This is a genomic window from Pseudomonas lopnurensis (assembly GCF_015070855.1).
Taxonomy (GTDB): Bacteria; Pseudomonadota; Gammaproteobacteria; order Pseudomonadales; family Pseudomonadaceae; genus Stutzerimonas; species Stutzerimonas lopnurensis.
The window spans coordinates 45,675-68,430 of the sequence record NZ_JADDIX010000092.1 but is presented as its reverse complement, the minus strand read 5'-3'; the positions used below and the strand labels follow the sequence as shown (position 1 = coordinate 68,430).

General features: G+C 65.8%; 23 protein-coding genes and 2 pseudogenes. 16 read left to right on the top strand and 9 right to left on the bottom strand.

Features of this window, described 5'->3' with window-relative positions; genetic code table 11:
• Positions 1-104 precede the first annotated feature (104 nt).
• The 5 genes and pseudogenes from IN820_RS23065 to IN820_RS19310 all read right to left on the bottom strand — a co-directional run bounded on the left by IN820_RS23065 (position 105) and on the right by IN820_RS19310 (position 5,238).
• Positions 105-479, bottom strand: a complete 375-nt coding sequence (locus tag IN820_RS23065; RefSeq protein WP_408005252.1) for an SPASM domain-containing protein — start codon at positions 477-479, stop codon at positions 105-107.
• Positions 475-1,602 (bottom strand): radical SAM protein, encoded by a 1,128-nt coding sequence (locus IN820_RS19325; protein WP_193682514.1) that lies wholly within the window; start codon positions 1,600-1,602, stop codon positions 475-477. Before IN820_RS19325 ends, IN820_RS23065 begins: the two co-directional genes overlap by 5 nt.
• A gap of 444 nt (positions 1,603-2,046) precedes the next feature.
• On the bottom strand, positions 2,047-2,844 hold the full coding sequence (locus tag IN820_RS19320; RefSeq protein WP_193682513.1) for an AraC family transcriptional regulator: 798 nt from the start codon (positions 2,842-2,844) through the stop codon (positions 2,047-2,049).
• 169 nt (positions 2,845-3,013) lie between these two features.
• Positions 3,014-4,127, bottom strand: a pseudogene (locus IN820_RS19315) (ABC1 kinase family protein); the annotation flags it as partial.
• A gap of 235 nt (positions 4,128-4,362) precedes the next feature.
• Positions 4,363-5,238, bottom strand: a complete 876-nt coding sequence (locus tag IN820_RS19310) for a LysR family transcriptional regulator (protein WP_193682512.1) — start codon at positions 5,236-5,238, stop codon at positions 4,363-4,365.
• An 86-nt stretch (positions 5,239-5,324) separates the two neighbouring features.
• On the opposite strand from IN820_RS19310, the gene IN820_RS19305 reads away from it, so the two are divergent.
• The 3 genes and pseudogenes from IN820_RS19305 (at position 5,325) to IN820_RS19295 (ending at position 6,800) form a co-directional block, all read left to right on the top strand.
• The gene (locus IN820_RS19305; protein ID WP_193682511.1) at positions 5,325-5,798 is read left to right on the top strand and encodes a multidrug/biocide efflux PACE transporter; all 474 of its coding nucleotides are present in this window, start codon (positions 5,325-5,327) and stop codon (positions 5,796-5,798) included.
• Between the two features lie 127 nt (positions 5,799-5,925).
• Positions 5,926-6,317 (top strand): annotated as a pseudogene (locus tag IN820_RS19300) (GFA family protein).
• 276 nt (positions 6,318-6,593) lie between these two features.
• On the top strand, positions 6,594-6,800 hold the full coding sequence (locus IN820_RS19295; RefSeq protein WP_193682510.1) for a hypothetical protein: 207 nt from the start codon (positions 6,594-6,596) through the stop codon (positions 6,798-6,800).
• A 17-nt stretch (positions 6,801-6,817) separates the two neighbouring features.
• Here the strand turns inward: IN820_RS19295 and IN820_RS19290 are convergent, their stop codons facing one another.
• Positions 6,818-7,717: a LysR family transcriptional regulator gene (locus IN820_RS19290; protein WP_193682509.1), complete on the bottom strand. Its 900-nt coding sequence runs from the start codon at positions 7,715-7,717 to the stop codon at positions 6,818-6,820.
• A gap of 85 nt (positions 7,718-7,802) precedes the next feature.
• On the opposite strand from IN820_RS19290, the gene IN820_RS19285 reads away from it, so the two are divergent.
• From IN820_RS19285 to IN820_RS19245, 9 genes are all read left to right on the top strand, one after another.
• Entirely contained in the window at positions 7,803-8,552 is a 750-nt protein-coding gene (locus IN820_RS19285; RefSeq protein ID WP_193682595.1) for a sulfite exporter TauE/SafE family protein, read from the top strand.
• A gap of 294 nt (positions 8,553-8,846) precedes the next feature.
• Entirely contained in the window at positions 8,847-9,827 is a 981-nt protein-coding gene (locus IN820_RS19280) for an isopenicillin N synthase family dioxygenase (protein ID WP_193682508.1), read from the top strand.
• On the top strand, positions 9,820-10,569 hold the full coding sequence (locus IN820_RS19275) for an alpha/beta fold hydrolase (RefSeq protein WP_193682507.1): 750 nt from the start codon (positions 9,820-9,822) through the stop codon (positions 10,567-10,569). Before IN820_RS19280 ends, IN820_RS19275 begins: the two co-directional genes overlap by 8 nt.
• Positions 10,570-10,616: 47 nt before the next feature.
• The gene (locus IN820_RS19270; protein ID WP_193682506.1) at positions 10,617-11,594 is read left to right on the top strand and encodes an ABC transporter substrate-binding protein; all 978 of its coding nucleotides are present in this window, start codon (positions 10,617-10,619) and stop codon (positions 11,592-11,594) included.
• A 4-nt stretch (positions 11,595-11,598) separates the two neighbouring features.
• Entirely contained in the window at positions 11,599-12,402 is an 804-nt protein-coding gene (locus IN820_RS19265; RefSeq protein WP_193682505.1) for an ABC transporter ATP-binding protein, read from the top strand.
• Positions 12,389-13,168 (top strand): ABC transporter permease, encoded by a 780-nt coding sequence (locus IN820_RS19260; RefSeq protein ID WP_193682504.1) that lies wholly within the window; start codon positions 12,389-12,391, stop codon positions 13,166-13,168. Before IN820_RS19265 ends, IN820_RS19260 begins: the two co-directional genes overlap by 14 nt.
• Positions 13,169-13,257: 89 nt before the next feature.
• Positions 13,258-13,728: a nucleoside deaminase gene (locus tag IN820_RS19255; protein ID WP_193682503.1), complete on the top strand. Its 471-nt coding sequence runs from the start codon at positions 13,258-13,260 to the stop codon at positions 13,726-13,728.
• 299 nt (positions 13,729-14,027) lie between these two features.
• The gene (locus tag IN820_RS19250; protein ID WP_193682502.1) at positions 14,028-14,765 is read left to right on the top strand and encodes an SDR family oxidoreductase; all 738 of its coding nucleotides are present in this window, start codon (positions 14,028-14,030) and stop codon (positions 14,763-14,765) included.
• Between the two features lie 10 nt (positions 14,766-14,775).
• Positions 14,776-15,231 carry a carboxymuconolactone decarboxylase family protein gene (locus IN820_RS19245; protein ID WP_193682501.1) on the top strand — a complete coding sequence of 152 codons (456 nt, stop codon included), beginning with the start codon at positions 14,776-14,778 and terminating at the stop codon, positions 15,229-15,231.
• Positions 15,232-15,234: 3 nt separating this feature from the next.
• On the opposite strand, the gene IN820_RS19240 is transcribed toward IN820_RS19245, so the two are convergent.
• Positions 15,235-16,146: an AraC family transcriptional regulator gene (locus IN820_RS19240; RefSeq protein ID WP_193682500.1), complete on the bottom strand. Its 912-nt coding sequence runs from the start codon at positions 16,144-16,146 to the stop codon at positions 15,235-15,237.
• Positions 16,147-16,431: 285 nt separating this feature from the next.
• On the opposite strand from IN820_RS19240, the gene IN820_RS19235 reads away from it, so the two are divergent.
• Genes IN820_RS19235 through IN820_RS19225 form a run of 3 tightly spaced genes read left to right on the top strand, consistent with a single transcriptional unit; the run spans position 16,432 to position 20,080 of the window.
• On the top strand, positions 16,432-17,985 hold the full coding sequence (locus IN820_RS19235; protein WP_193682499.1) for an ABC transporter ATP-binding protein: 1,554 nt from the start codon (positions 16,432-16,434) through the stop codon (positions 17,983-17,985).
• Positions 17,986-17,997: 12 nt separating this feature from the next.
• Entirely contained in the window at positions 17,998-19,101 is a 1,104-nt protein-coding gene (locus tag IN820_RS19230; protein ID WP_193682498.1) for an ABC transporter permease, read from the top strand.
• Positions 19,102-19,153: 52 nt separating this feature from the next.
• Positions 19,154-20,080 (top strand): ABC transporter permease, encoded by a 927-nt coding sequence (locus IN820_RS19225; RefSeq protein ID WP_193682497.1) that lies wholly within the window; start codon positions 19,154-19,156, stop codon positions 20,078-20,080.
• A gap of 50 nt (positions 20,081-20,130) precedes the next feature.
• Here IN820_RS19225 and IN820_RS19220 read toward each other — a convergent pair whose 3' ends face one another.
• Together IN820_RS19220 and IN820_RS19215 are read right to left on the bottom strand one after the other, a co-directional pair.
• Positions 20,131-20,856 carry an SIMPL domain-containing protein gene (locus IN820_RS19220; protein ID WP_193682496.1) on the bottom strand — a complete coding sequence of 242 codons (726 nt, stop codon included), beginning with the start codon at positions 20,854-20,856 and terminating at the stop codon, positions 20,131-20,133.
• Between the two features lie 73 nt (positions 20,857-20,929).
• Complete coding sequence (locus IN820_RS19215) at positions 20,930-21,253, bottom strand: hypothetical protein (protein WP_193682495.1); 324 nt, start codon at positions 21,251-21,253, stop codon at positions 20,930-20,932.
• A gap of 183 nt (positions 21,254-21,436) precedes the next feature.
• On the opposite strand from IN820_RS19215, the gene IN820_RS19210 reads away from it, so the two are divergent.
• On the top strand, positions 21,437-22,666 hold the full coding sequence (locus IN820_RS19210; protein ID WP_193682494.1) for a dicarboxylate/amino acid:cation symporter: 1,230 nt from the start codon (positions 21,437-21,439) through the stop codon (positions 22,664-22,666).
• Positions 22,667-22,756 lie beyond the last annotated feature (90 nt).

Below are 22,756 nucleotides of genomic sequence, written 5' to 3'. Positions count from 1 at the left end.
GCATGACCGGCATATCAATAACACAAAAACCGCTTTCTACAAATTTGCTATCAGTTGAAGTAACCGCACCGAGTCTAGCCATAATGTTATTCATATTTCTTCTCTCAAGCCGACTGAAGATCAAAGGTGGCAATCTCGTAGGACTGAAGTGAGCCGATGTGTTTTCGAGTAATACCTCGGTAAAAGTCACAGGCAGATGGCTCGACCGCATTAAATGATGCGAACTTCTTCTCCAAAGGTCCCAAACATAACCCGCCACAGAAACCTTCTATTTCACATCCGTGGCAAAAAGCTGGGTTATCTCTGCGAAGTTCGGCGTGCTTCAAGTACGGTTGCGAATCCAAGATTTTGGTGCCATCCCGGATGTCGCCCAGCAGAGTCGACCCAGCTTTACAGGCGAATACAGAGCCATTCGGCTCAATACTGAACTGCGCGCCTTTCGCAGAGCAATTCTTGAATCCTCGATAAGAGACGCTAATCGAAACCCAACATGACTTGAAAAATCTGATGCCAATAACCGGTCAATACCACCCCACGCGTCCTGCCGTACTCAACGACTTTCCAGAGGCGGTCGACAATACGTTGTGCTCCATAATTTGAATAAAACGTAGGGTCAAAATCGACTACGACCCCGATTTCTTGTGCCCCGACATCAACGGCGAGGTCTACAATTGAGTTATTGAAGTCATCCCAAGTTGCAGAGGTTAGCGCAGCATTGATAGCCACTCGGTTCTCAAACCTCTGAAGTGTCCGAAGGCCCTGCATCACTACGGGCGTGCTGTCATCACCGTTTTTGAGAGGTCTACTGGGGCTCGTCGGCGAATCAAAGCTGACGCAGACGGCAACCTGATACTTCGCAAACGCTTCCGCCACCTCTTCGGTGATGAGGGAGCCGTTTGTAACGGTCGAATAATTGATCTTGACGCCTTCGCTTTCGCCGTTTCCAAAACGCTCAAGAACAGCGTGAATTGTGCGCCAGTTGAGCAGCGGTTCACCCCCGAAGAACTGAAGCATAACTTCTCGAACGCCTTCGGAACGAGCCACAGCAAGAGCGGACTCGACATAAGCGATACCATCGGCTGGCTTCATCGACCGATTCTTTGAGTCGTACTGATGGTCAAAGCGTTCTTTCGAGGCATAAATGGAGTCCTCGATGTTCACCTTAATCCCTTCACGGGCGATCAGCCGCGACGTATCAACTTTGTTGTACTCATCTTCCGCGGACATTTTCTTGCCCTGAACGCCTTCAAAGCAATAGGTACAGCCGAAGTTGCAGGCATTCGCGAGAATCAGCTGAATAATGTTGACCTTTTTTTCCAGCGACGCGGGCTCACTACGTGACTGCCGAACGCGAACCGGCACGAGGATATGCCGGGCAATAAGCTGCTGGGTCAACTCTTCCTCCCTTGTTCGAGCTTCGCCGGAAAGAAGCGCGGTACGGACAGGCTTCGGCGTGCGGTACGCTTCTAATAGCTCTTGGCCGTAGCGATCCAGAAAGAACAATCCCCCCAGGAGGCGATGATAGGTCGCGAAGCGGTCACCAATTTCGTTTTGAACTACATCGGCTGAAAGAACATAAGATTCGGTATCGGGCAGGTTCAACTTGCACTCTCTCCATAGGCGCGATGACCATAGGTCTGGAATGGCGACGCTAGAATCAGCGCCGCCATGGCGGTCACTTCGTCAGTCGCTTGCTCAACTGCATCCCGCCTACGGCAAATGTGCCGCCTACCGTACCACCGACCGTTCCGCCAACTGTCCCGCCCACCGTGCCACCTACCGTGCCTCCGACGGTACCGCCAAGCGTTCCGCCGACCAACGAGATATGGTTTTTGCTCATTCAGATTTCCTCTCTTTGTCTTCAGGGCCGATAGATTCGCGAGCCCCATCAGATACTCCGTGAGTGACCATGCTCCAGGCCGAACGAAGCACCCGACCTAGAGCCGCAGCGGCGATGCTTTACCAGTACGCGCTGCGAGAACGCAGTCTAGAGAGAGGGTATTTGAGGGTCTTGAACGATCGTGCAGCTTTGGACAGCATCGACGCTCAACAACGGCGTAGCATTTCGAGCCACCGCGCTGGAGAGATTCCGTACGCTTTCTTAAAATGGCGGGTCATGTGACTCTGATCGGCAAAGCCAAGGCTCAACGCAGCATCGATCAATGGCTGCCCCGCCAGTAGCTGTCGTCTGACTTGGTCTAAACGCCGCATCGTTAGATACCGGTAAGGACTCGTTCCATAAAGCGCCCTGAAATCGCGGGAAAGACTCCAGCGATCCCGACCACTGGCCGCTTCGAGCTGATCAAGCGATATGGTTGAATCCAATGCGCTGTGAATGAATTCACGAGCACGCTCGGCAGCCGTGTAATTTAAAGTCCGACGGCGCTTTCTTATCCCCGAAACTGCGGCAAGGGCCTGCGCAAGATCGTAGATGGCGTCTTCTTCCTCAAGCGGCTCGATTACGCAGTCCATTTCTTGCATTAACGTCTGCGTAGCTGCGTAGAGGCGCGGATCTCGTGAAATTCCGTCTGGTACAAACGGTAACGTCGTTCCACCAAGAGCTTTCTGCAAGAGAGCGGGTTCGATGTAGAGAATCCGATAGTGAAAGCCGTCGATGCTTCCAGCTTCGCCGTCGTGCAATTCGTCAGGGTGGATTACGATCGTCCCGCCCGGAAGGCTATGTTTCATGCCGTCTCGATAGCGGAAGCTATGGACTCCTGCGAGGGTGCGACCGACAGCATAGGTGTCGTGCCGGTGAGGCTCAAAACCAAAACCACTAAAGTACGCCTCCATACGCTCCAGCTTAGTTTGTGGCGCTCGTACTGCCCAGTCCTCGCCGGCCATCAAGTTCTTCCATTTTGTTTGGTTAACGACGTGACATTACCAGCAGGTCCATTTCAATGAAAAGTATCCGAAAAAGCTGCGCGCTAGAGCGCACGGCACGAAACGGGTTCGCTGGCCTTGCTGCAGCAAGAAGGATCCGCTGACCGACCACATCGTGATCATCGAATGCTGACAGTTGCTGGTGCAGCGCGGCTTCGCGGAATTCCCATTGCGCGCCGGGTTGCAGCAGCGGATGCAGCATCAGGTGGATGCGCCGGTACAGCCCGTGCGGCGGCATGCTGCCCGGCTGGCGCCCGCCGAGCATCTGGAAGCCCGCCTCCAGCGCTTCGCTGGAGGTGCCGCGCAGCGCCTCGAAGATCTGCACGTAGCCGGCCAGCAGGCGCGGCTCCAGGCACAGCACGCTGCCGAAATCGTAGACCACCAGTTCGCCGCTCTCGGTCCAGGCCAGGTTGCCCGGATGCGGATCGGTGTGCAGTCGCTGCAGGCCGAACGCCTGCTCGGCCAGCCACTGGCACAGCGTCTCGGCCAGGCGCTGGCGCACCTCGGCGGGCGCCTGCTCCACCTCGGCCATGGCCTGCCCTGGCAGCTCTTCCAGCACCAGCACGCCAGGTCGGCAGAGTTCGGCGGCAGCGAAAGGTATGCGCAGACCCGGCCAGCCAGTGAAATGCGCTCGGAACGCGTTGAGATTGTCTCGTTCGGTGTCGTAGTCCAGTTCTTCGCCGATGGCCCGCTGCAGCTCGGCGTAGACCGCCTCCAGGCGTGACGGCGGCGTTCCGAACAGCCGCCCGAGCGGCATCAGGCGGCGCAACTGGCGCAGGTCGGCGGCGCAGATGGCATGGATGCCGGGGTACTGAATCTTCATGATCAGCGCCTGCCCTGGCGGTCACGGGCGCGGTGGACCTGCCCCAGCGAGGCGGCCGCGGCAGGCGTCGGCTCGATGGATTCGAACAGCTCGTAGAGCCGGCCGTCATACAGCCGCTGCAGGTTGGCTTCCAGCACGGCGAACGGCAGCGACGGCACCTGGTTCTGCAAGCGTGCCAGGGCCTTGCTGACCGGCTCGGGCAAGAGGTCCTGTTGCGAGGCCTGTTACCCGAGCTTGAGCACCGGGCCTTTCATTTGGCCGAGGGCATCGCCCAGCAGCTCGCCCACCGGTTGCAGTCGATGCGCGCCTTGCCCGGCGTGATGCGTTGCACCAGCAGGTTGCCGGCGATCCGCGCGCCGGTGCCGCCCAGTTGCAGAAAGCGCCCCAGTGCCGACGCCGAGGGTCGTGAGAATCGAGACATGCAGGCCACCCGCAGCAGCAAAAGCCGATCATGGGACAGCCCGGCCAGCGATCCAAGGGCCAATGGTTGCAGCCTGTTGCGCGGCGGCCGCGCTCGGCGACGAAGGTCGACCTGCGCGGGGAGATCGATTCGGAGTAGCCGCCGGCAGCTACGTTGACGCGGTCGGGTGGATTGCCCATCGTCACGCGTCTTCCACAGCCGGAAGCGCCAGCCGTATCGTCGCCAATCCGAGCGTTCAAAACTTGATGAGGCGATCCAGCAGCCAGGCGGCGGCCGGTCCCAGCGGACGCTGGCGAGACCAGACGGCATCCACGGCCACCTGCTTGGGCCAGCCGTGCACCGCCAGCTCCTCGAGCCGTTCGTGCGCATAGGCCTGCACCAGTGGCTTGGGCAGGATCGCCCAGCCGAAGCCGAGCGCGGCCATTTCCATCAGCAGCATGTAGTCCGGGGCAGCCCAGCATCGCGAGCCGACGGTGCCCATTTCGTCATCGTTCGTGTCGCCGCCGACCACGGTCTTCAAACGCAACCGGCGCCACTGCGCCAGCGCCTGCGCATCGACCGAATCCCGGCTCGCCAACGGGTGATCGCTGCGCACGAACAGGCCGAACTCCGCCGCGTGAGGCAAGCGGGCAGAGGCGATTTCGGCAGCGTAGCGCGGTTGGGCCGCGAGCAGCCCGAGGTGCGCGCGGCCCTGGTTGACCAGGTCGAGGACGTCGGCGCGCTCGGCGATCAGGCATTCGAATTCGAGGTCCGGATATCGCTGGTCCAGTTCGCACAGGCGCGCCTCGTACTGGCTCTGCTGATAGGCATCCGAGAGCGCCAGGGTCAACCGGGCTTCCTGGCCGCGCGCGAGCAGCGCGGCATGGCGCTTCAGGCGCTCGCCGGCAGCCAACACGTCCTGAGCATGGCCCAGCAGCACCTGACCCGCCTCGGTCGGCAACAACTGGCGAGCGCCGCGGACGAACAACTCGACGTCGAGATCGATCTCCAGCCGCGCGACCGCCTCGCTGACGGTGGACTGGCTCTTGCCGAGGCGTCGCGCCGCCGCGCTGAAAGAGCCGCTCGCGGCAGCTTGAACGAAGGATTCGAGTGCTTCAGGGGACAGGTTCATATCGGGATAACCGATGGCAGCCAACTGGATGTTGCCGGAGATTGCGATGACTATAACGGCAACTCATCGATCGTAGCGAATCAGCCATGAACAGCGCTCCCGCCAACCGCGGCCTTGCCGAACGCATAGGCCACGCCGTCGCCTTCGAAATCATCGCCGTCGCGATCTGTGCCCCCGTGCTGGCCTGGGCGATGGAGCGGCCGCTCGCGCATGTCGGTGCGCTGACCGTGATGTTTTCGGCCATCGCCATGCTCTGGAACATGGTCTTCAGCCTGTTCTTCGACAAGGCCCAGGCGCGTATCGGATTCGAGCGCGGACTGGCGGCGCGTCTGCTGCACGCGTCCCTGTTCGAGCTCGGCCTGATCGTGCTGCTGGTGCCCCTGGCCGCCTGGTGGCTGTCGATCGGCCTGCTCGAAGCCTTCTGGCTGGATATCGGCCTGATCCTGTTCTTCCTGCCCTACACCCTGTGCTTCAACTGGATCTACGACCTGCTGCGCGAGCGCTACCTGCGCCCGTCCGAACAGGACGCGGCGCCTTTGCGATCCTGCGATCGCAGCTGAGCTCATCGCTCGCTTCAGCCGGCTGCTATTTTCACAAGGACCGAGTAATGACCGTCTGCGAAGTCCATCCTGTCGTGGAAGCCCGACGGGACTCGTGGAAACGCCTTGGTTTCAGAGGAGACGCAGCATGAACCGATTCACCGGCGGTTGCCTGTGCGGCAACGTCCGCATCGAGGCAGCGGGGCGCCCATACCGGGTCGGCCTTTGCCACTGCCTCGACTGCCGCAAGCATCATGGGGCCCTTTTCCATGCCTCGGCGATATTTCCCCAGGACGCGGTGACGATCGAGGGCGAAACGCGCGACTACGCCGGGCGGTTTTTCTGCCCCCGTTGCGGCTCGTCCGTTTTCGCCCGCAGCGCAGACGAAATCGAAGTGAGCCTGGGCGCCCTGGACGCTCCCGACCAGCTGATGCCGACCTACGAATCTGGACCATCCGCCGCGAGGCCTGGTTGCCGCCGTTTGCGCTCGCCAGACGATACGAACGCGATCGTGACGCGACCGGACGCGCTGAGGAGTAAGGGCCGCGAACCGATCCGGAGCAGCCCTGTCGCCGCCAGCAGCCGAACTATCGTGATTCGACGCCTTTCAAATCCAAGGATGAGCTGGTCGAGGAGGCTCTGCGTCATTGCGCGCGCGAACTCGACGAGGTCACCTTCGACAGCCTGTCCGGCGACCAGCCGCTGGCTACCTTCATTCGCCGTTATCTGTCAAAGACCCACCGCGCCGAGCCGGCGCAGGGTTGCCCGCTGCCGACGGTTTCCGCCGAACTGGGCCAGCGTGGCCAAGCCAGCACAGTGACCGACGAGGCGGTCAACAAACGGCTCGCCCAGCTTGGCGCGCATCTGCAGAACAGCCAGGATGCGGCGTTGGCGCTCAGTGCCATGGTCGGCGCGTTGATGCTATCGCGTAGCGTGGCTGATCCGGACTTGTCCGATCGCCTGCTCGACGAAACCCGCGCCAGCCTGCTGAGGTTCGCTGAGGCGAATTTGCCGGAGTCCTAAACGTCGGTTCGATAGCCTTAGGCCCCACCGGTCCCCTGCCCCAGATGCAGCAACAGGCTCTGCATCGGGGCGGACAGCGCCGACCAGTCTCGGTAACACAGGCACAGCCGTCGACGGCTCCAGCTGTCCATGATCGGGCGTATGCGATAGGTGTGGCGTCCGCGGAGGCGTCTGGCGACGCCCAGCGGAAGGACGCTTACGCCGATGCCGTGCGACACCATTTCGCAGATCCCTTCGTAGGTATGCATGCGAATGCGCGAGGCGAGCGTGCGGCCGACGGCGCGGGCGTGGTCGTCGAGGTGGGCGTGCAGGGCGCTGCTCGCGGCGAGCCCCACGAAAGGCTCGCCGAGGATGTCGGCGAAGGCGACAACACTGCGGCGGCTCGCCAGGCGGTGGCCGGTGGGTGCGATCAGCACCAGGTGATCTTCCGCGACGGCTTGGCGGATCAGCCCGGGCGCCTCGACGGCGTCGGAGACGATACCGGCCTCGGCCAGCCCGGCATCGATCGTGCGGACGATTTCCACGCTGGTTCGCTCCTTCAGGTCCACCTGCAGGTGCGGACGACTGGCGAGCCAGGGGGCGAGCGTGCGTGGCAGGTATTCGGTGAGCGCGGCCGTGTTGGCGTACAGGTGGAGCGTACCCCGCGCGCCAGTGGCGAAATCACGCAATTCGCCCTGGAGCAGGGTTCGCTGGTGCAGGATCAGGCGCGCATGGTGCGCCAGGGCCTCGCCGGCCTCGGTGGTCACCACGCCGCGGGCGTGGCGGTGCAGCAATGGCACGCCGGCGTCCGCCTCGATGTTGCGCAACCGCTCGCTCGCCGAAGCCAGCGCCAGGTTCGCCCGGGCGGCGCCGTGGGTGATGCTGCCGGCATCGGCGATGCAGAGAAACAGCTGCAGGTCCGCCAGGTCGATCCGCATGAGCCCACCCTGCCTTCGGATTTGCCGAAGGCTCGATCGAGAAAACCGCATTGTGCCCGAGCGCTCGTCCGTGTCCAATGCCGACATGAACGATCTCTCGCCTTTCCTCTTCGCGCTGTTCATCGGCACCTTCCTCGCCGCCGGGCTGGTCAAGGGTGTCACCGGCATGGGCCTGCCACCCGTGGCCATGGGGCTGCTGGGCGCCGTGATGGCGCCCGCCACCGCCGCCGCCATGCTGGTCATCCCATCGCTGGTGACCAATGTATGGCAACTCGTCGCCGGGCCGGCGCTGGCGCCCTTGCTGCGGCGCCTGTGGCCGATGATGACGGGGATCGTCCTGGGCACCGTTGCCGGGGCCGCGCTGCTGGCGCGGGTGGACCCACTGCTGTCGGGCCTGGCGCTGGGCATCGCCCTGGTGGTCTACGCCGGTTACGCGCTGGTCTCGCCGGCGCTGCAGGTCCCGGCGCGCGTCGAGCCGTGGCTGTCGCCGCTGGTCGGCCTGGTCACGGGCCTGGTGACCGGCGCCACCGGGGTGTTCGCGATACCGGCGGTGCCTTACCTGCAGGCCCTGCGGCTGGACAAGGAAGAGCTGATCCAGGCCCTGGGCCTGTCGTTCACGGTCTCCACGCTGTCGCTCGCCGCCGGCCTGGCGCTGCACGACGCCTTTCGCATCGGCCAGCTCGGCCTGTCCATGCTGGCCGTCGTGCCTGCCCTCGCCGGCATGTGGCTGGGACAGCGGATCAGGACGCGAATCAGCCCACGGGTATTTCGCATGTGCTTTCTGGCGTTCCTGCTGCTGTTGGGGCTCGAACTGGCGACGCGGCCGTTGCGTTAGCTCGACGGCTTGTTGCTCGAAAAAAAAATAAGCCCAGCCAATCACCCCGCCAGACGCCCCGAAACAGGGCGCCGACAGTGTGCCTGCGGGCTCCTCACCGAGCACATCGAAGCGCCGCCGCGCCCTTCACCACGCACCATTCAGGGTCACTGATCGCCCCGCTTCGACGCATCGCACCCCGCTGCCGAAACAGCATCGGCATGCTCGATATTCTCTGCTTTTGCGCACAGGCAGCGCGCCGGATACTGCGTTCGCCGGCCGCCATCCCGCCGCCGGCCAAGCAGGAAAACAGCCATGACCGATGCCCTTTCCGCCCGCCATCTCGAAGCCGCCGCGCTGCCGCTGATCGATATCGCCGGGTTGTTCTCCGCCGAACTCGCCGAGCGCGCCGCCGTCGCCGAACGAATCGGCGCAGCCTGTCGCGAGGTCGGTTTCTTCTGTATCGCCAACCATGGCGTCGACCCGGCGCTGCAGCAGGCGGTGTTCGAGCAGGCCCAGGCCTTCTTCGCCCAGCCGGAGGCGGCCAAGCGCACGCTGGACAAGGCCCTCTCGAAAGCCAACCGCGGCTACGAGCCGCTGCGTGGGCAGGTGCTGGAGGCCGGGGCGCCGGCCGATCTCAAGGAGGGCTTCTACATCGGCGAGGAGCTGGCCGAGGCCGACCCGCGCGTACAGGCCGGGCGCTTCAACCACGGCGCCAATCAATGGCCCGGCGAGCTTCCCGCCTTTCGCCCGGCGATGGAGCGTTACCGCGACGCGATGAACGCACTGGCAACGCGTTTGATGGGCGCCATTGCACTATCGTTGCAACTGCCCGAGGACTATTTCGCCGGCTTCTGCCGCGATTCCATGAGCACCCTGCGCCTGCTGCACTACCCACCGCAGCCGGCCAATGCCGCGCCCGGCGAAAAGGGCTGCGGCGCGCACACCGACTTCGGCGGCCTGACGCTGCTGCTGCAGGATCAGAACCCCGGCCTGCAGGTCTGGGATCGCCACAGCGAAAGCTGGATTCACGCCGAGCCGGTGCCCGGCACCTACGTGATCAACCTCGGCGACATGATCGCCCGCTGGACCAACGACCAGTACCGCTCGACGCTGCACCGGGTGGTGAACGTTTCCGGGCGCGAGCGCTACAGCGTGCCGTTCTTCTTCAGCGGCAACCCGGACCACCTGGTCGAGTGCCTGCCGGTCTGCCTCGCACCGGGCGAGACGCCACGCTATCCCGCCGTGACGGTGGAAGAGCACCACCGCGAGATGTACCGGAGGACCTATGGCTGACATCGTCCTCATCCACGGTGCCTGGGCCGGCAGCTGGGTCTGGGACTCGCTGCAGGACGGCCTGCGCAGCGCCGGTCATGAGCCGCATGCGCTCGACCTGCCGGGCAATGGCAGCGACGCCACGCCGCTCGCCGAGGTTTCGCTCGAACGCTACGTCGAACACGTCGGCGCGCTGATCGAAACGCTGGACGGGCCAGTGCACCTGGTCGGCCATTCCGGCGGCGGAGTCACCGCCACCGCCGTGGCCGAGCGCTACGCCGAACGCATCGCCGGAGTCGCCTATGTTGCCGGGATGATGCTGCCCAGCGGCAAAGGCTTCGGCGAATTGTGTGCCGAGATGAGCCGCGACTTCCCCGAAGTCAGCGGCATCGGCCCGTACCTCGAGCCCGTGGCGGGCGGCAGCCGGGTACCCAGCGACGCCGCCTGCGCGGTGTTCTTCCACGACGCACCGGCACAGGCCGCCCTGGACGCGGCGCGCCGCCTGACGGTGCAGCCCGACGGCGGTCGCGATATCGCCGCGCAGTGGACGGCCGGGCGCTTCGGCCGCCTGCCGCGCCTGTACCTCGAAGCGACGCGGGACCGCTCGGTACTGCCGCGGGTGCAGCAACGCATGCAGCAGTTGGTGCCCGGCGCCGAGCGGGTGCCGCTCGATTGCGGCCACGCGCCGCAGCTGGCCGCCCCCGAGGCATTGCTCGCCGCCCTGCTGGATTTCTTCGCCCGCCATCCGCACCCCGTTCTCTGACGCGTTTATTGCATGGCCCTTACCGGCCAACCTCAAGGAGCTTTCCCATGTTCAAGAAAACCCTGATCGCCAGCGCCCTGCTGGCCCTGTGCTCCAATGCCGCGCTGGCCGCCGACAAGGTGCGCTGGCTCAACGACTGGCTGCCGGCCGGCGACAAGGCGGCGATCTACCTCGGCGTCGAGCAGGGGCTGTTCGCCGCCGAAGGCATCGAAGTGGAAATCGCCAGCGCCCGCGGCGGCAACGACGTGGTGACCAAGCTGGCCACCAACAGCGCCGACTTCGGCTCCGCCGGCCTGGCTTCGCTGCTGCAGGCCAAGGCCCAGGGCGACGTACCGGTGGTGGCGGTCGCGCCGATCTACAACAAGCAGCCGGATGCCTTCTTCACCACCGAAGGTTCGGGTATCGAGTCGTTCAAGGACATTGTCGGCAAGACGGTCGCCACCCCGACCTTCTCGGCTTCCAACGTGGTCTGGCCGCTGCTGCTGGAACGCAACGGCATCGACCCGAACAGCGTCAAGCTGCTCAAGCTCGACCCGGGCGCGCTGGCACCGATGCTCGCCACCGGCAAGGTCGACGCCACCATCAACTGGCTGACCGTGGCGCCCGGCTTCGTCCGCGCGCTCGGCGAAGCGGACAAGACGCTGAAGACCATCCCCTGGTCCGAATACGGCTTCGAGGGCTATGGCCTGTCGCTGGTGGCCTCGCAGCGCTTCGTCAAGAACAATCCCGAGGTGGCGAAGAAGTTCGTCAAGGCCTACCAGCAGGCCCAGCAGAACGCCATTGCCGATCCGGCCGCCGCCGCCGCGGCATTGAAGAAGATGGTCGCCGAGGTCGACGAGCAGCAGGCCGAAGAACAGTTCGCCGCCTCGGTGCCACTGATGCAGAACGAGATCAGCGCCGCCGAAGGCACGGGCTTCGATGCCCAGCGCCTGGCCACCACCTGGGAATGGGTCGCCAGGGCGCAGGGCATGGCCCTCGACAGCCTCGATCCGGCCAGCGCCGTCGACTCCAGCCTCAGCGAGTAATGCCATGAGCGCCGCAGCCCCGAACGCCACACCGCGTCCCAACATCAGCTTCGACCGGGTCAGCCAGGTCTTCACCTCCTCCGATGGCAGCGAAGTGGTGGCCCTGGACAACGCCAGCTTCGACATCGGCCGCCACGAGTTCATCGCGGTGCTCGGCCCGTCGGGCTGCGGCAAATCCACGCTGCTGCGCATCCTCGCCGGGCTGGTCAGGCCGACCCACGGCCAGGTCAGCATCTACGGCAGCCCGGTGGACGGCCCGCGCGACGAGATCGGCATCGTCTTCCAGAAGCCGACGCTGCTGCCCTGGCTGAACATTCGCGACAACCTGACCTTCCCCATGCGCCACAAGTACGGCCGCGTCACCGCGCAGGAGATCACCCGCGGCGAGGAACTGCTGGAACTGGTGGGGCTCAAGGAGTTCGGCAACAAGCGCCCGGACGAGCTATCCGGCGGCATGCAGCAGCGCGCGGCGATCGCCCGGGCGCTGCTGCACGACCCGGAGATCCTGCTGATGGACGAGCCGTTCTCGGCCCTCGACGCGCTGACCCGCGACGAACTGAGCCTGGAGCTGCTGAACATCTGGACCCAGCGGCCGAAGACGGTGCTGTTCATCACCCACTCGATTCCCGAGGCGCTGCTGCTGGCCGACCGCATCCTGGTGATGTCGGCGCGTCCCGGCCGCGTGCAGGAAATCATCGACGTCGACCTGCCGCGCCCGCGGTCGATGGAAACCCTGACGGAGCCGCGTTTCAATGAGCTCGCCAACCACATCCGCCGCAAGGTCTTCTCGCGCCATGCCGACCATTAAACTCAAGGCCCAGGCCGATCGCCTGGCGCCCTGGCTCGCCCTGCTCGTCCTGCTGCTGGTGTGGGAAGCGGCCTGCCGCCTGCTCAAGCTGCCAAGCTTCGTGCTGCCCTCGCCCAGCGCCATCCTCGCCGCGACGCAGAAGGTCGGCTTCGGCGCCTGGTCGGAACACATCTTCGCCACGCTGCGGGTGACGCTGATGGGCTACGGCCTGTCGATCCTGATCGGCATTCCGCTGGCCATCGCCCTGGCGTCCTCACGGCTGATGTCACGCACGCTGTATCCGCTGCTGGTGATCGTGCAGTCCACGCCAATCGTCGCGGTGGCGCCGATCATCGTCGTGGTGATGGGTGCGGGCGACCTGCCGCGGGTATTCATCACCTTCCTCATCGCCTTCTTCCCGATCGTGGTGTCCTGCGTCACCGGCCTGCTGGCGACGCCCGAGGAACTGGTGGAGCTGTCGCGTTCGCTGGGCGCTTCGAAGGCCCGCGAGTACCGCAACATCCGCCTGCCCTACGCCATCCCGCACCTGTTCTCGGCGCTGCGCATCTCCATCACCCTGGCGGTGATCGGCGCGGTGGTGGCCGAGTTCGTCGCCGCGGAAAAGGGCCTGGGCTACTTCATCAACTTCTCCACCTCGATGTTCCAGGTGCCGCAGGCCTTCGCCGCATTGATGATGCTGGTGGTGATCAGCCTGGCGCTGTTCCACCTCATCGGCCTGCTGCAGAAGGCGTTCTTCCCCTGGAGCCTGCCCAAGGCGCAGCACTGACCCCCGCCCGTTGTAGGAGCCGGCTTGCCCCACGGGTGGTCGGGGCGGCCCCAGGCTCCTACGCACTCCCCTTCGACCGGAGCTTCTCCATGAACGAACAAGACCTCATCCTGCTGCGCAAGAGCTTCGACGTGGCCCGCCGCGCGCTGGAGAATGGCACCCACCCCTTCGGCGCCATCCTCGTCGGGCCGGACGGCGAAGTGCTGCTGGAACAGGGCAACGCCTACATGCCCGACCACGACATGACCGGCCACGCCGAGCGCGTATTGATGACCCGCGCCTCGACCCGCTACACGCCGGAATTCCTCTCGCGCTGCACCATGTACACCTCCGCCGAGCCCTGCGCCATGTGCGCCGGCGCGGCGTACTGGGCGGGCCTGGGGCGGGTGGTCTATGGCCTGTCCGAACGCAGCCTGAAGGAGATCACCGGCAACCATCCGGAAAACCCGACGCTCGACCTGCCCTGCCGCATCGTGTTCGAAGCGGGCCAGCGCAAGGTCGAGGTGGTCGGCCCGTTGCTGGAAGCGGAAGCGGCCGAGCTGCACGAAGGCATCTGGTAGCCGTCCAGGCTCTGCTCCCGTTTCGCGCCAAGTCCTCCTGCGCGTATCTGAAGCGCTGGCCGCCTGCCCCCCTTGTAGGAGCAGGCCATGCCTGCGAACAGGGCCCACGCATCGGTACGGCTGCTCTTTCGCGAGCATGGCCTCCTACAGCGCTATGCGCAAAACTGAAACGGGAACAGACCCTAGGATCAGGCAAGCGCCCGGCAGGATCGACATAACGCCGAGAGCGCCCTCCGCCCCACCATTCGAACCACGGCGTCACCGGCGCCGGATCGAATGAACCTGCGGAGGACACCCCCATGTCGAACATCGATGGCAAAATCGTACTCATCACCGGCGCCAGCAGCGGCATCGGCGAAGCGACGGCGCGCCTGCTGGCTGCCCAGGGCGCCACGGTCGTGCTGGGCGCACGCCGTCTGCAGCAGCTGGAAAAACGGGTTGCCGAGATCACCGAGGCCGGCGGCGTCGCCACTTGCCGCGCGCTGGACGTCACCCGCCGCGAGGACGTCCAGGCCTTCGTCGACTTCGCCGAGCAGCGCTTCGGCCGGGTCGACGTCATCGTCAACAACGCCGGCGTCATGCCGCTGTCCCGCCTCGACGCGCTGAAGCTGGATGAGTGGAACCGGATGATCGACGTCAACATCCGCGGCGTGCTGCACGGCATCGCCGCCGGCCTGCCGCTGATGCAGCGCCAGCGCTCGGGCCAGTTCGTCAATGTCGCCTCCATCGGCGCCTACGCGGTCAGCCCCACCGCAGCGGTGTACTGCGCCACCAAATATGCGGTGCGCGCCATCTCCGAAGGGTTGCGCCAGGAGGTCGGCGGCGATATCCGCGTCACCCTGGTGTCCCCCGGCGTGACCGACTCGGAGCTGGCCGACAGCATCTCCGACGAGGGCGCCCGTGCAGTGATGCGCGACTTCCGCCGCATCGCCATCCCGGCCGAGGCCATCGCCCGTGCCATCGCCTACGCCATCGAGCAGCCGGCCGATGTCGATGTCAGCGAGCTGGTCGTGCGCCCCACCGCCAGCCCCTACTGAGGACGCCGTCATGAACATTCGTACTGGCAACACCGTGGCCGCCGCCTGCCTGGGCCTGTTCGGCTCGCTGACCTTCGCCTCGCTGGAGGCCGCTGGCAGCGAGCGACACGAACGCGGCCTGCAGGTCATGGATCACCTGTCCGGCGGCGCCGGGCAACCGGTGCTCGAAGCGCTGCGCGAGGACTATCCGTTTCTCGCAGACGGCATCACTCAATATGCACTCGGCGATGTCTGGGGGCGCAGCGAGCTGGATGACCGCACCCGCCAGCTGGCAGTGGTCGCCGCCTTCGCCGCCCAGGGCAACCTGCAGTACATGAAGGTGCATGCCGGCTACGCGCTGCGCCTGGGCGTCACCCGCGAGGAGCTGAAGGAGGTGGTCTACCTGACCACCGTCACCGCCGGCTTTCCCCGCGCCATCGACGCCGCCCAGGCACTGCGCGAGGTGCCGGCCCCGGAGGCGCGCTGACGTTCAGGCAATGCTGCGCAGGCGCGCCAGGTCCTTGACCGGGGAGGCGCCGAACAGCCGACTGTACTCACGGCTGAACTGCGAGGGGCTTTCGTAGCCGACCCGGTAACCCGCGCTGGAGACGTCGAGCCCCTCGGCGATCAGCAGCCGCCGCGCCTCCTGCAGGCGCAGCTGCTTCTGGTACTGCAGCGGGCTCATGGCGGTCAGCGCCTTGAAGCGGTGGTGCAGCGTCGAACTGCTGAGGTTGACCCGCTGCGCCAGCTCGTCGATGCGCAGCGGTTCGACGTAGTTGCGGTTCAACCATTCGATGGCGCGGGTGACGCGATGCCCCTGGCTGTCGCGCACGGCGATCTCGTGCAGGTGCCGCCCCTGCTGGCCACGCAGCAAGCGATAGAAGATCTCGCGCAGCGCCAGCGGCGCCAGTACCGCAATGTCCTGTGGGGAATCGAGCAAACGCACCAGGCGCAGGGTCGCATCCAACAACGGCGCATCGATCCGGTCCAGGTACAGCCCCCGTTGCGGTCCGCCGCCGGCATCGACCGGGCCGGCTTCGGCCACCAGCGTGGCGATCAGCGCCGGGTCGATATCCAGGCGGATGCACAGGTAGGGTTCGCCCGGCGAGGCTTCCAGCACGCGACCGGCCACCGGCACGGCGACCGATACCACCAGGTAACGCAGCGCATCGTAGGTATAGCGCTCGTCGCCCAGGCGCACCTCCTTGCTGCCCTGCACGATGACGCACAACGCCGGCTTGTGCAGCCCATGCACCGGCTCGCTCGGCGCGCTGCAGCGGATCAGGTACAGATCGTCGATGGCGGTGGGATGCATCCCGTCCTCGCTGACGAGGCCATCGATCAGGCGGGCCAGCGCGGCACGCTGGGCGATCGTCTCGGCGGCGATGGCTGGCTGGTTCATGGTTCGGTCCGTCAGGTTGCGGGGGTGGGCAGACAGCTTAGCAGGCCGCATGGCGTCTTCGCAGAGCCCGCTCGACCGTTCGCAGCCACCCGGCCATAGCGCCCAGAACAGGTGCACCCGCGCCGGCATTCGGCAATGCGAGCACCAAAGCGACGCACCGGCTACCATCCTCCGATGGTAGCCGGCCGGCACGCTATGCGGTCGTCTGCGCCATGACCAATTTCCTGACTACCTGGCCAGCTTTTTGCTTCTGCCATGACCATGAAAAACCCAGCGGACGCCTCCATGCCCGAACCACAGACCGCACGCCTGCAGCTGACCGGCATTACCAAACAGTATCCCGGCTGCCTGGCCAACGACCACATCGACCTGTCGATCCAGACGGGCGAGATCCACGCCCTGCTCGGCGAGAACGGCGCCGGCAAGAGCACCCTGATGAAGATCATCTACGGCGTCACCCAGCCCGACGCCGGGCAGATCGTCTGGCAAGGCGAGCGCGTGACCATGCGCGACCCGGCCCAGGCGCGCGAGCGCGGCATCGGCATGGTGTTCCAGCACTTCTCGCTGTTCGAGACGCTCAGCGTGGCGGAGAACATCGCCCTCGCCCTGGGCGCCAGGGCCGGCACGCCGAAGCAGCTGGAACCGAAGATTCGCGAAGTCTCGCAGCGCTACGGCATGCCGCTGGAGCCGCAGCGGCTGGTGCACAGCCTGTCCATCGGCGAACGCCAGCGGGTGGAGATCGTTCGCTGCCTGATGCAGGAAATCAAGCTGCTGATCCTCGACGAGCCGACCTCGGTGCTCACCCCGCAGGAGGCCGACGAGCTGTTCGTCACCCTGCGTCGGCTGGCGGCCGAGGGCTGCAGCATCCTGTTCATCAGCCACAAGCTCAATGAAGTGCGCGCGCTGTGCCAGAGCGCCACGGTGCTGCGCGCCGGCAAGGTCTCCGGCGAATGCGTGCCGGCCGAGTGCTCGGACCTGGAGCTGGCGCGGCTGATGGTCGGCGATGCCGAGGGGCTGGAAGCCGAATACTCGAAGAGCGAGGGCCGTACGCCCTTCCTGCGGGTGGAGCGACTGTCCTGGCACAACGCCGATCCGTTCGGCGTCTCGCTCGAAGAGGTGGATCTGGAAGTGCGCGCCGGCGAAATCGTCGGCATCGCCGGGGTCGCCGGCAACGGCCAGGACGAACTGCTCGCCCTGCTCTCGGGCGAGCAACGGCTGCCGAGCGGCGAGGCCCGGCGCATCCGCTTCCTCGGCGACGACGTCGCCCATCTGCGCCCCGATGCCCGCCGCCGTCACGGCATGGCCTTCGTCCCCGCCGAACGCCTCGGCCATGGCGCGGTGCCGAGCATGAGCCTGGCCGACAACGGCCTGCTCACCGCCTTCCAGCAGACCGGCATGGTCGAGCGCGGGCTGATCCGGCGCGGCAAGGTCCAGGCCTTCGCCGAGCGCATCATCCAGCGCTTCGCGGTGAAGACGCCGGACGCACAGACATCGGCGGCCAGCCTCTCCGGCGGCAACCTGCAGAAATTCATCCTCGGCCGCGAAATCCTCCAGCAGCCGAAGCTGCTCATCGCCGCGCACCCGACCTGGGGCGTCGACGTCGGTGCCGCGGCGGCGATCCACCGCGCACTGATCGAACTGCGCGATGCCGGCGCGGCGATCCTGGTGATCTCCGAAGACCTCGAGGAACTGTTCCAGATCAGCGACCGCATCGCCGCCCTCAGCGAAGGCAAGCTGTCGCCGCAACGCGCCACCGCCTCCACCTGCGCGGTGGAAGTCGGTCGCTGGATGGCCGGCCAGTTCGACACCGCCACCCCCGTTCCCACCTCTGCCGCCTGACGAGAGTTCACCATGCTGTTATCCCTTCAACCGCGCGGCCAGCAATCGCGCGCCATGCTCTGGTTCTCGCCGCTGCTGGCGGCGCTGCTGACGCTGGTCAGCGGCGCACTGCTGTTCGCCATCCTCGGCCATCCGCCGCTGGAAACGCTCAAGGTGCTGCTGGTCGATCCGCTCGCCGACCTCTACGGCGTCTCCGAACTGCTGGTCAAGGCGCTGCCGATCCTGCTCTGCGCACTGGGCCTGGCGGTGGTCTACAACGCGCGCATCTGGAATATCGGCGCCGAAGGCCAGCTGCTGATCGGCGCCCTGGCCGGCAGCGCGCTGGCGGTGCACATCATCGACTGGGATTCGCGCTGGGCGCTGGTGCTGGCGCTGCTGGCCGGCACCCTCGGCGGCGCCGCCTGGGCCGGGCTCTGCGCCTGGCTGAAGACGGCCTTCAACGCCAACGAGATCCTCACCAGCATCATGCTCAACTACATCGCGCTGAACCTGCTGCTGTTCGCCGTGCACGGCCCGCTGAAGGACCCGGACGGCTTCAACTTCCCCGAATCGGCGATGTTCGGCGACGCCACCCGGCTGCCCGAACTGATCGACGGCCTGCGCGTGCATGCCGGCTTCTACTTCGCCCTGCTGGCGCTGGTGGTGGTCTGGGTGCTGCTGCAGAAGAGCTTTCTCGGCTTCCAGATCAAGGTGCTCGGCCTGGACAAGCGCGCCGCCGGCTTCGTCGGTTTCCGCGACAAGAAGCTGGTCTGGATCGCCCTGCTGATCAGCGGTGCCCTGGCCGGGCTGGCCGGCGTCGCCGAAGTCACCGGGCCGATCGGCCAACTGGTGCCGCAGGTCTCGCCGGGCTACGGCTATGCGGCGATCACCGTGGCCTTCCTCGGCCGCCTCAACCCGATCGGCATCGTCTTCGCCAGCCTGCTGATGGCGCTGCTCTATCTCGGCGGCGAAAACGCGCAGATGGCGGCCAACCTGCCGCAATCGATCACCCAGCTGTTCCAGGGCATGGTGCTGTTCTTCCTGCTGGCCTGCGACGTGCTGATTCTCTACAAGCCGCGCTTCGCGCGGAGCGTCAAGCCACAAGCTACAAGCCACAAGAAGGAAGCCGCCACATGATCCGTACCTATTCGCTTTTCACTTGCCGCTTGCAGCTTGAGGCTTGACGCTCATGGACATGGATCTACTGACCAATATCTTCTACGCCATGATCCGCACCGGCACGCCGCTGCTGCTGGTCGCGCTCGGCGAACTGGTGTGCGAGAAGAGCGGCGTGCTCAACCTCGGCCAGGAGGGCATGATGCTGTTCGGCGCGGTGATCGGCTTCATCGTCGCCTTCGCCAGCGGCAACCTCTGGCTCGGCGTGCTGTTCGCCTGCCTGGCCGGCGTGCTGCTGTCGCTGCTGTTCGCCATGGTGGCGCTGGGCTTCAATGCCAACCAGGTCGCCACCGGCCTGGCGCTGACCATCTTCGGCGTCGGCCTGTCGTCGTTCGTCGGCGCCGCCTGGGTCGGCAAGCCACTGGCCGGCTTCGAGCCGGTGGCCATTCCGCTGCTCAGCGAGATTCCCGTGATCGGCCGCATGCTGTTCGCCCAGGACCTGCTGGTCTACCTCTCCTTCGCGCTGTTCGCGCTGGTGGCCTGGGTGCTGCTGAAAAGCCGCATCGGCCTGATCATCCAGGCGGTCGGCGAGAACCCCAACGCCGCCAGTGCCATGGGCCTGCCGGTGCTGCGCGTGCGCACCCTGGCGGTGATGTTCGGCGGCGCCATGGCCGGCCTCGCCGGTGGCTACATGTCGCTGGCCTACACGCCGATGTGGGCCGAGAACATGACCGCCGGGCGCGGCTGGATCGCCCTGGCGCTGGTGGTATTCGCCAGCTGGCGGGTCAGCCGCGTGCTGCTCGGCGCCTATCTGTTCGGCCTGGCCAGCATCCTCCATCTGGTCGCCCAGGGCATCGGCCTGTCGATCCCCGGCAACCTGCTGGCGATGCTGCCCTACGTCGCGACGATCCTGGTGCTGGTGCTGCTCTCGCGCGATGCGATCCGCACCCGGCTGTACGCACCGGTGTCGCTCGGCCAGCCCTGGCAACCGGGGCACTGAGGCCCAACGGCAGGCCGCGTGCGGACGCTCCGCCGCGACCTGCCCCGCGATCAGTCCAGGCTGTATTCGAAGCTGCTGACCACCCGCAGGCGCTTGCCGAGGGTGCGCCCGCTGTCCATGTCGCTGCCATCGTCGTCGATCACGCGGATCACACCCTGATTGGCGTTCTTCAACCGGCCCAGGGACGCGCCGGCATCCTCTGCGAAGCGCGTCGCCTGTTCGCGGGCATTACCGGTGGCGGCCTCCAGCAGACGCGGCTTGAGATCGTTGAAGCCGCGCAGCTGATAACGCGGCCCGGCGAAACCGTTGGCCTCGGTATCCAGTTGCACGCCGGCCTGGATCAGTGGATCGACGGCATTGGCCGCCTGCGCCACGGCGTCGACGCGCTCGGTCTTGACCAGCACCTGGCCCTGGCCATTGAAACGCAACGCCACGTCACGCGAGGCCCATTCACGGGCCAGCAGGTCCTGCACCTGCAGCGGGCGCATCTCGATCTCGCTGTCGCTGAAGCCCTGTTCGCGGAGGAATTCCAGGACCTGGCGGCGGTCCTCGGTGAGGCGCTGCTGGACATCGGCGAACTGCTCGCCGCCACGGCGAAAACCCAGCGTCCATACCGCGAAGTCGCTTTTCACGTCCATCTCCGCGAGGCCTTTGACCGTTACCGTGCGGTCGGCCATGCGAAAACGCTCCACCCCCTGCCCCACCGACCAGCCGGCGAAAGCCACCGCCGCGGCGATCAACGCCGCCGGCAGAAATCCGATTCGTGCTGTAGCCACAGGCTTCTCCCAGTAGGAAATGACCGGACGCCCATGCTACTCCAGCGCCGGACGAACGCCAGCGACCGGCCGCTCAACCGCGACCCAGCCGCTGCAACGCCTCGAGCCGAAAGGCGATGTTCTGCTCCAGTTCGCTCAGCTCGCGCTCCAGGCGTTCGCGCTGCTGCGCGTCGGCGCAGGTCTCCAGCCGTTCCCGCAATGCCGCGCGCTGCGCCAGCAACTCCACCTCGCGCGGCGGCACGCCGGCGCTTTTCAGCACGCTGAACGGCAGGCGCAGCCCCTGCGGGGTCTGCCGCCAGCCTTCGTCGATCGTCAGCGGCGCACCCTTCTCGCGCACGCCGCGCTGCCACTTGGCGATATCGCGGGCGATGCGCCGTTCAATGTCCTGATCGCTCATCTCTGGCCCTCACTCTCCTGCCCGCCCATGAAAACCCGGCAGCGGGCCGTTGTCTGCTACCGACCGACGCCTGGCCATTGGCACGCCGGTTGCGTCGCCTCTGTATGATGGCCGCCGCGGCGGCGAACTTTTCCCAGCCGCAGTCATTCTCTTGCTTAGCGCCACCGACCCAAGGAGCCCGCCTTGCCCAGCCTCAATCTGCAGATTCTCATCGCGGCCTGCCTGGGCGTCGCCATCGGCTGGCTGACCGGCACGCTACCGGCCGATGCACCCATGCATGAAGGGGTGCTCTACGCCAGTACCCTGCTGGGCAGCATCTTCATCGGCCTGCTGAAGATGGTGCTGATCCCGCTGATCTTCACCTCCATCGTGGTCGGCGTGGCCAACCTGCAGGCGCACCATCAGGTGCATCGGGTCTGGGGCGGCGCGCTGGTCTACTTCACCCTCACCACCAGCGCCGCGATGCTGGTGGCGCTGGTCGCCGCGAATATCTTCAAGCCCGGCGCGGGGCTGTCGCTGGATCTGTTCGCCGAGGCGATGAACGACTTCGAGGCGCGTCAGCTGACGCTGCCGGAGTTCTTCCTGCACTTCTTCGCCAACCTGTTCCAGAACCCCTTCGCCGCATTGGCCAACGGCAGCATCCTGGCGGTGGTGGTGTTCGCCATGTTCATCGGCGTGGCGCTGGTGGCCGGCGGCGAGCGCTACCGCAACATTCTGGTGGTGCTGCAGGAATTTCTCGAGCTGATGATGCGCATCATCGGCTGGATCATGCGCCTGGCACCCCTGGGCATCCTCGCCCTGCTGATCAGGCTGATCGCCGAGCAGGACGTGGCGCTACTCAGCGCGGTGGGCGGTTTCATCGTGCTGGTGTTCGCCACCACGCTGTTCCACGGCATCGTGGTGTTGCCGGGCATCCTCTTCCTGACCACCGGCAAGTCGCCGCTGTGGTTCTTCCGCGGCACCCGCGAGGCGCTGATCACCGCCTTCGCCACCAGCTCCAGCGCCGCGACGCTGCCGATCTCCATGCGCTGCGCCGAGGACAACCTCAGGGTGCGCCCGGGCATCGCCGGCTTCGTGCTGCCGCTCGGCGCGACCATGAACATGGACGGCACCGCGCTCTACGAGGCCGCGGCCGCGCTGTTCGTCGCCAACCTGATGGGCATCGAGCTGAGCCTGGCGCAGCAGGCGGTGGTGTTCTTCACCGCGATGATCGCCTCCACCGGCGCGCCGGGTATTCCCAGCGCCGGCATGGTGACCATGGTGATGGTGCTGCAGGCGGTCGGCCTGCCGGCCGAGGCGGTGGCCATCCTGCTGCCGATCGATCGCCTGCTGGATACCGTACGCACCGCGGTCAACGTCGAGGGCGACATCATCGGCAGCGTGGTGGTGCAGCGCTTCGCCGATCGCGAATAGGGAAACGTCGCGTCTACAGGAGCCTACCGGACAGGCCTTGCCTTGTCGGAGACGCCGAGTCCTTGCCGGCGATCATCGGCGTTGCGGCCG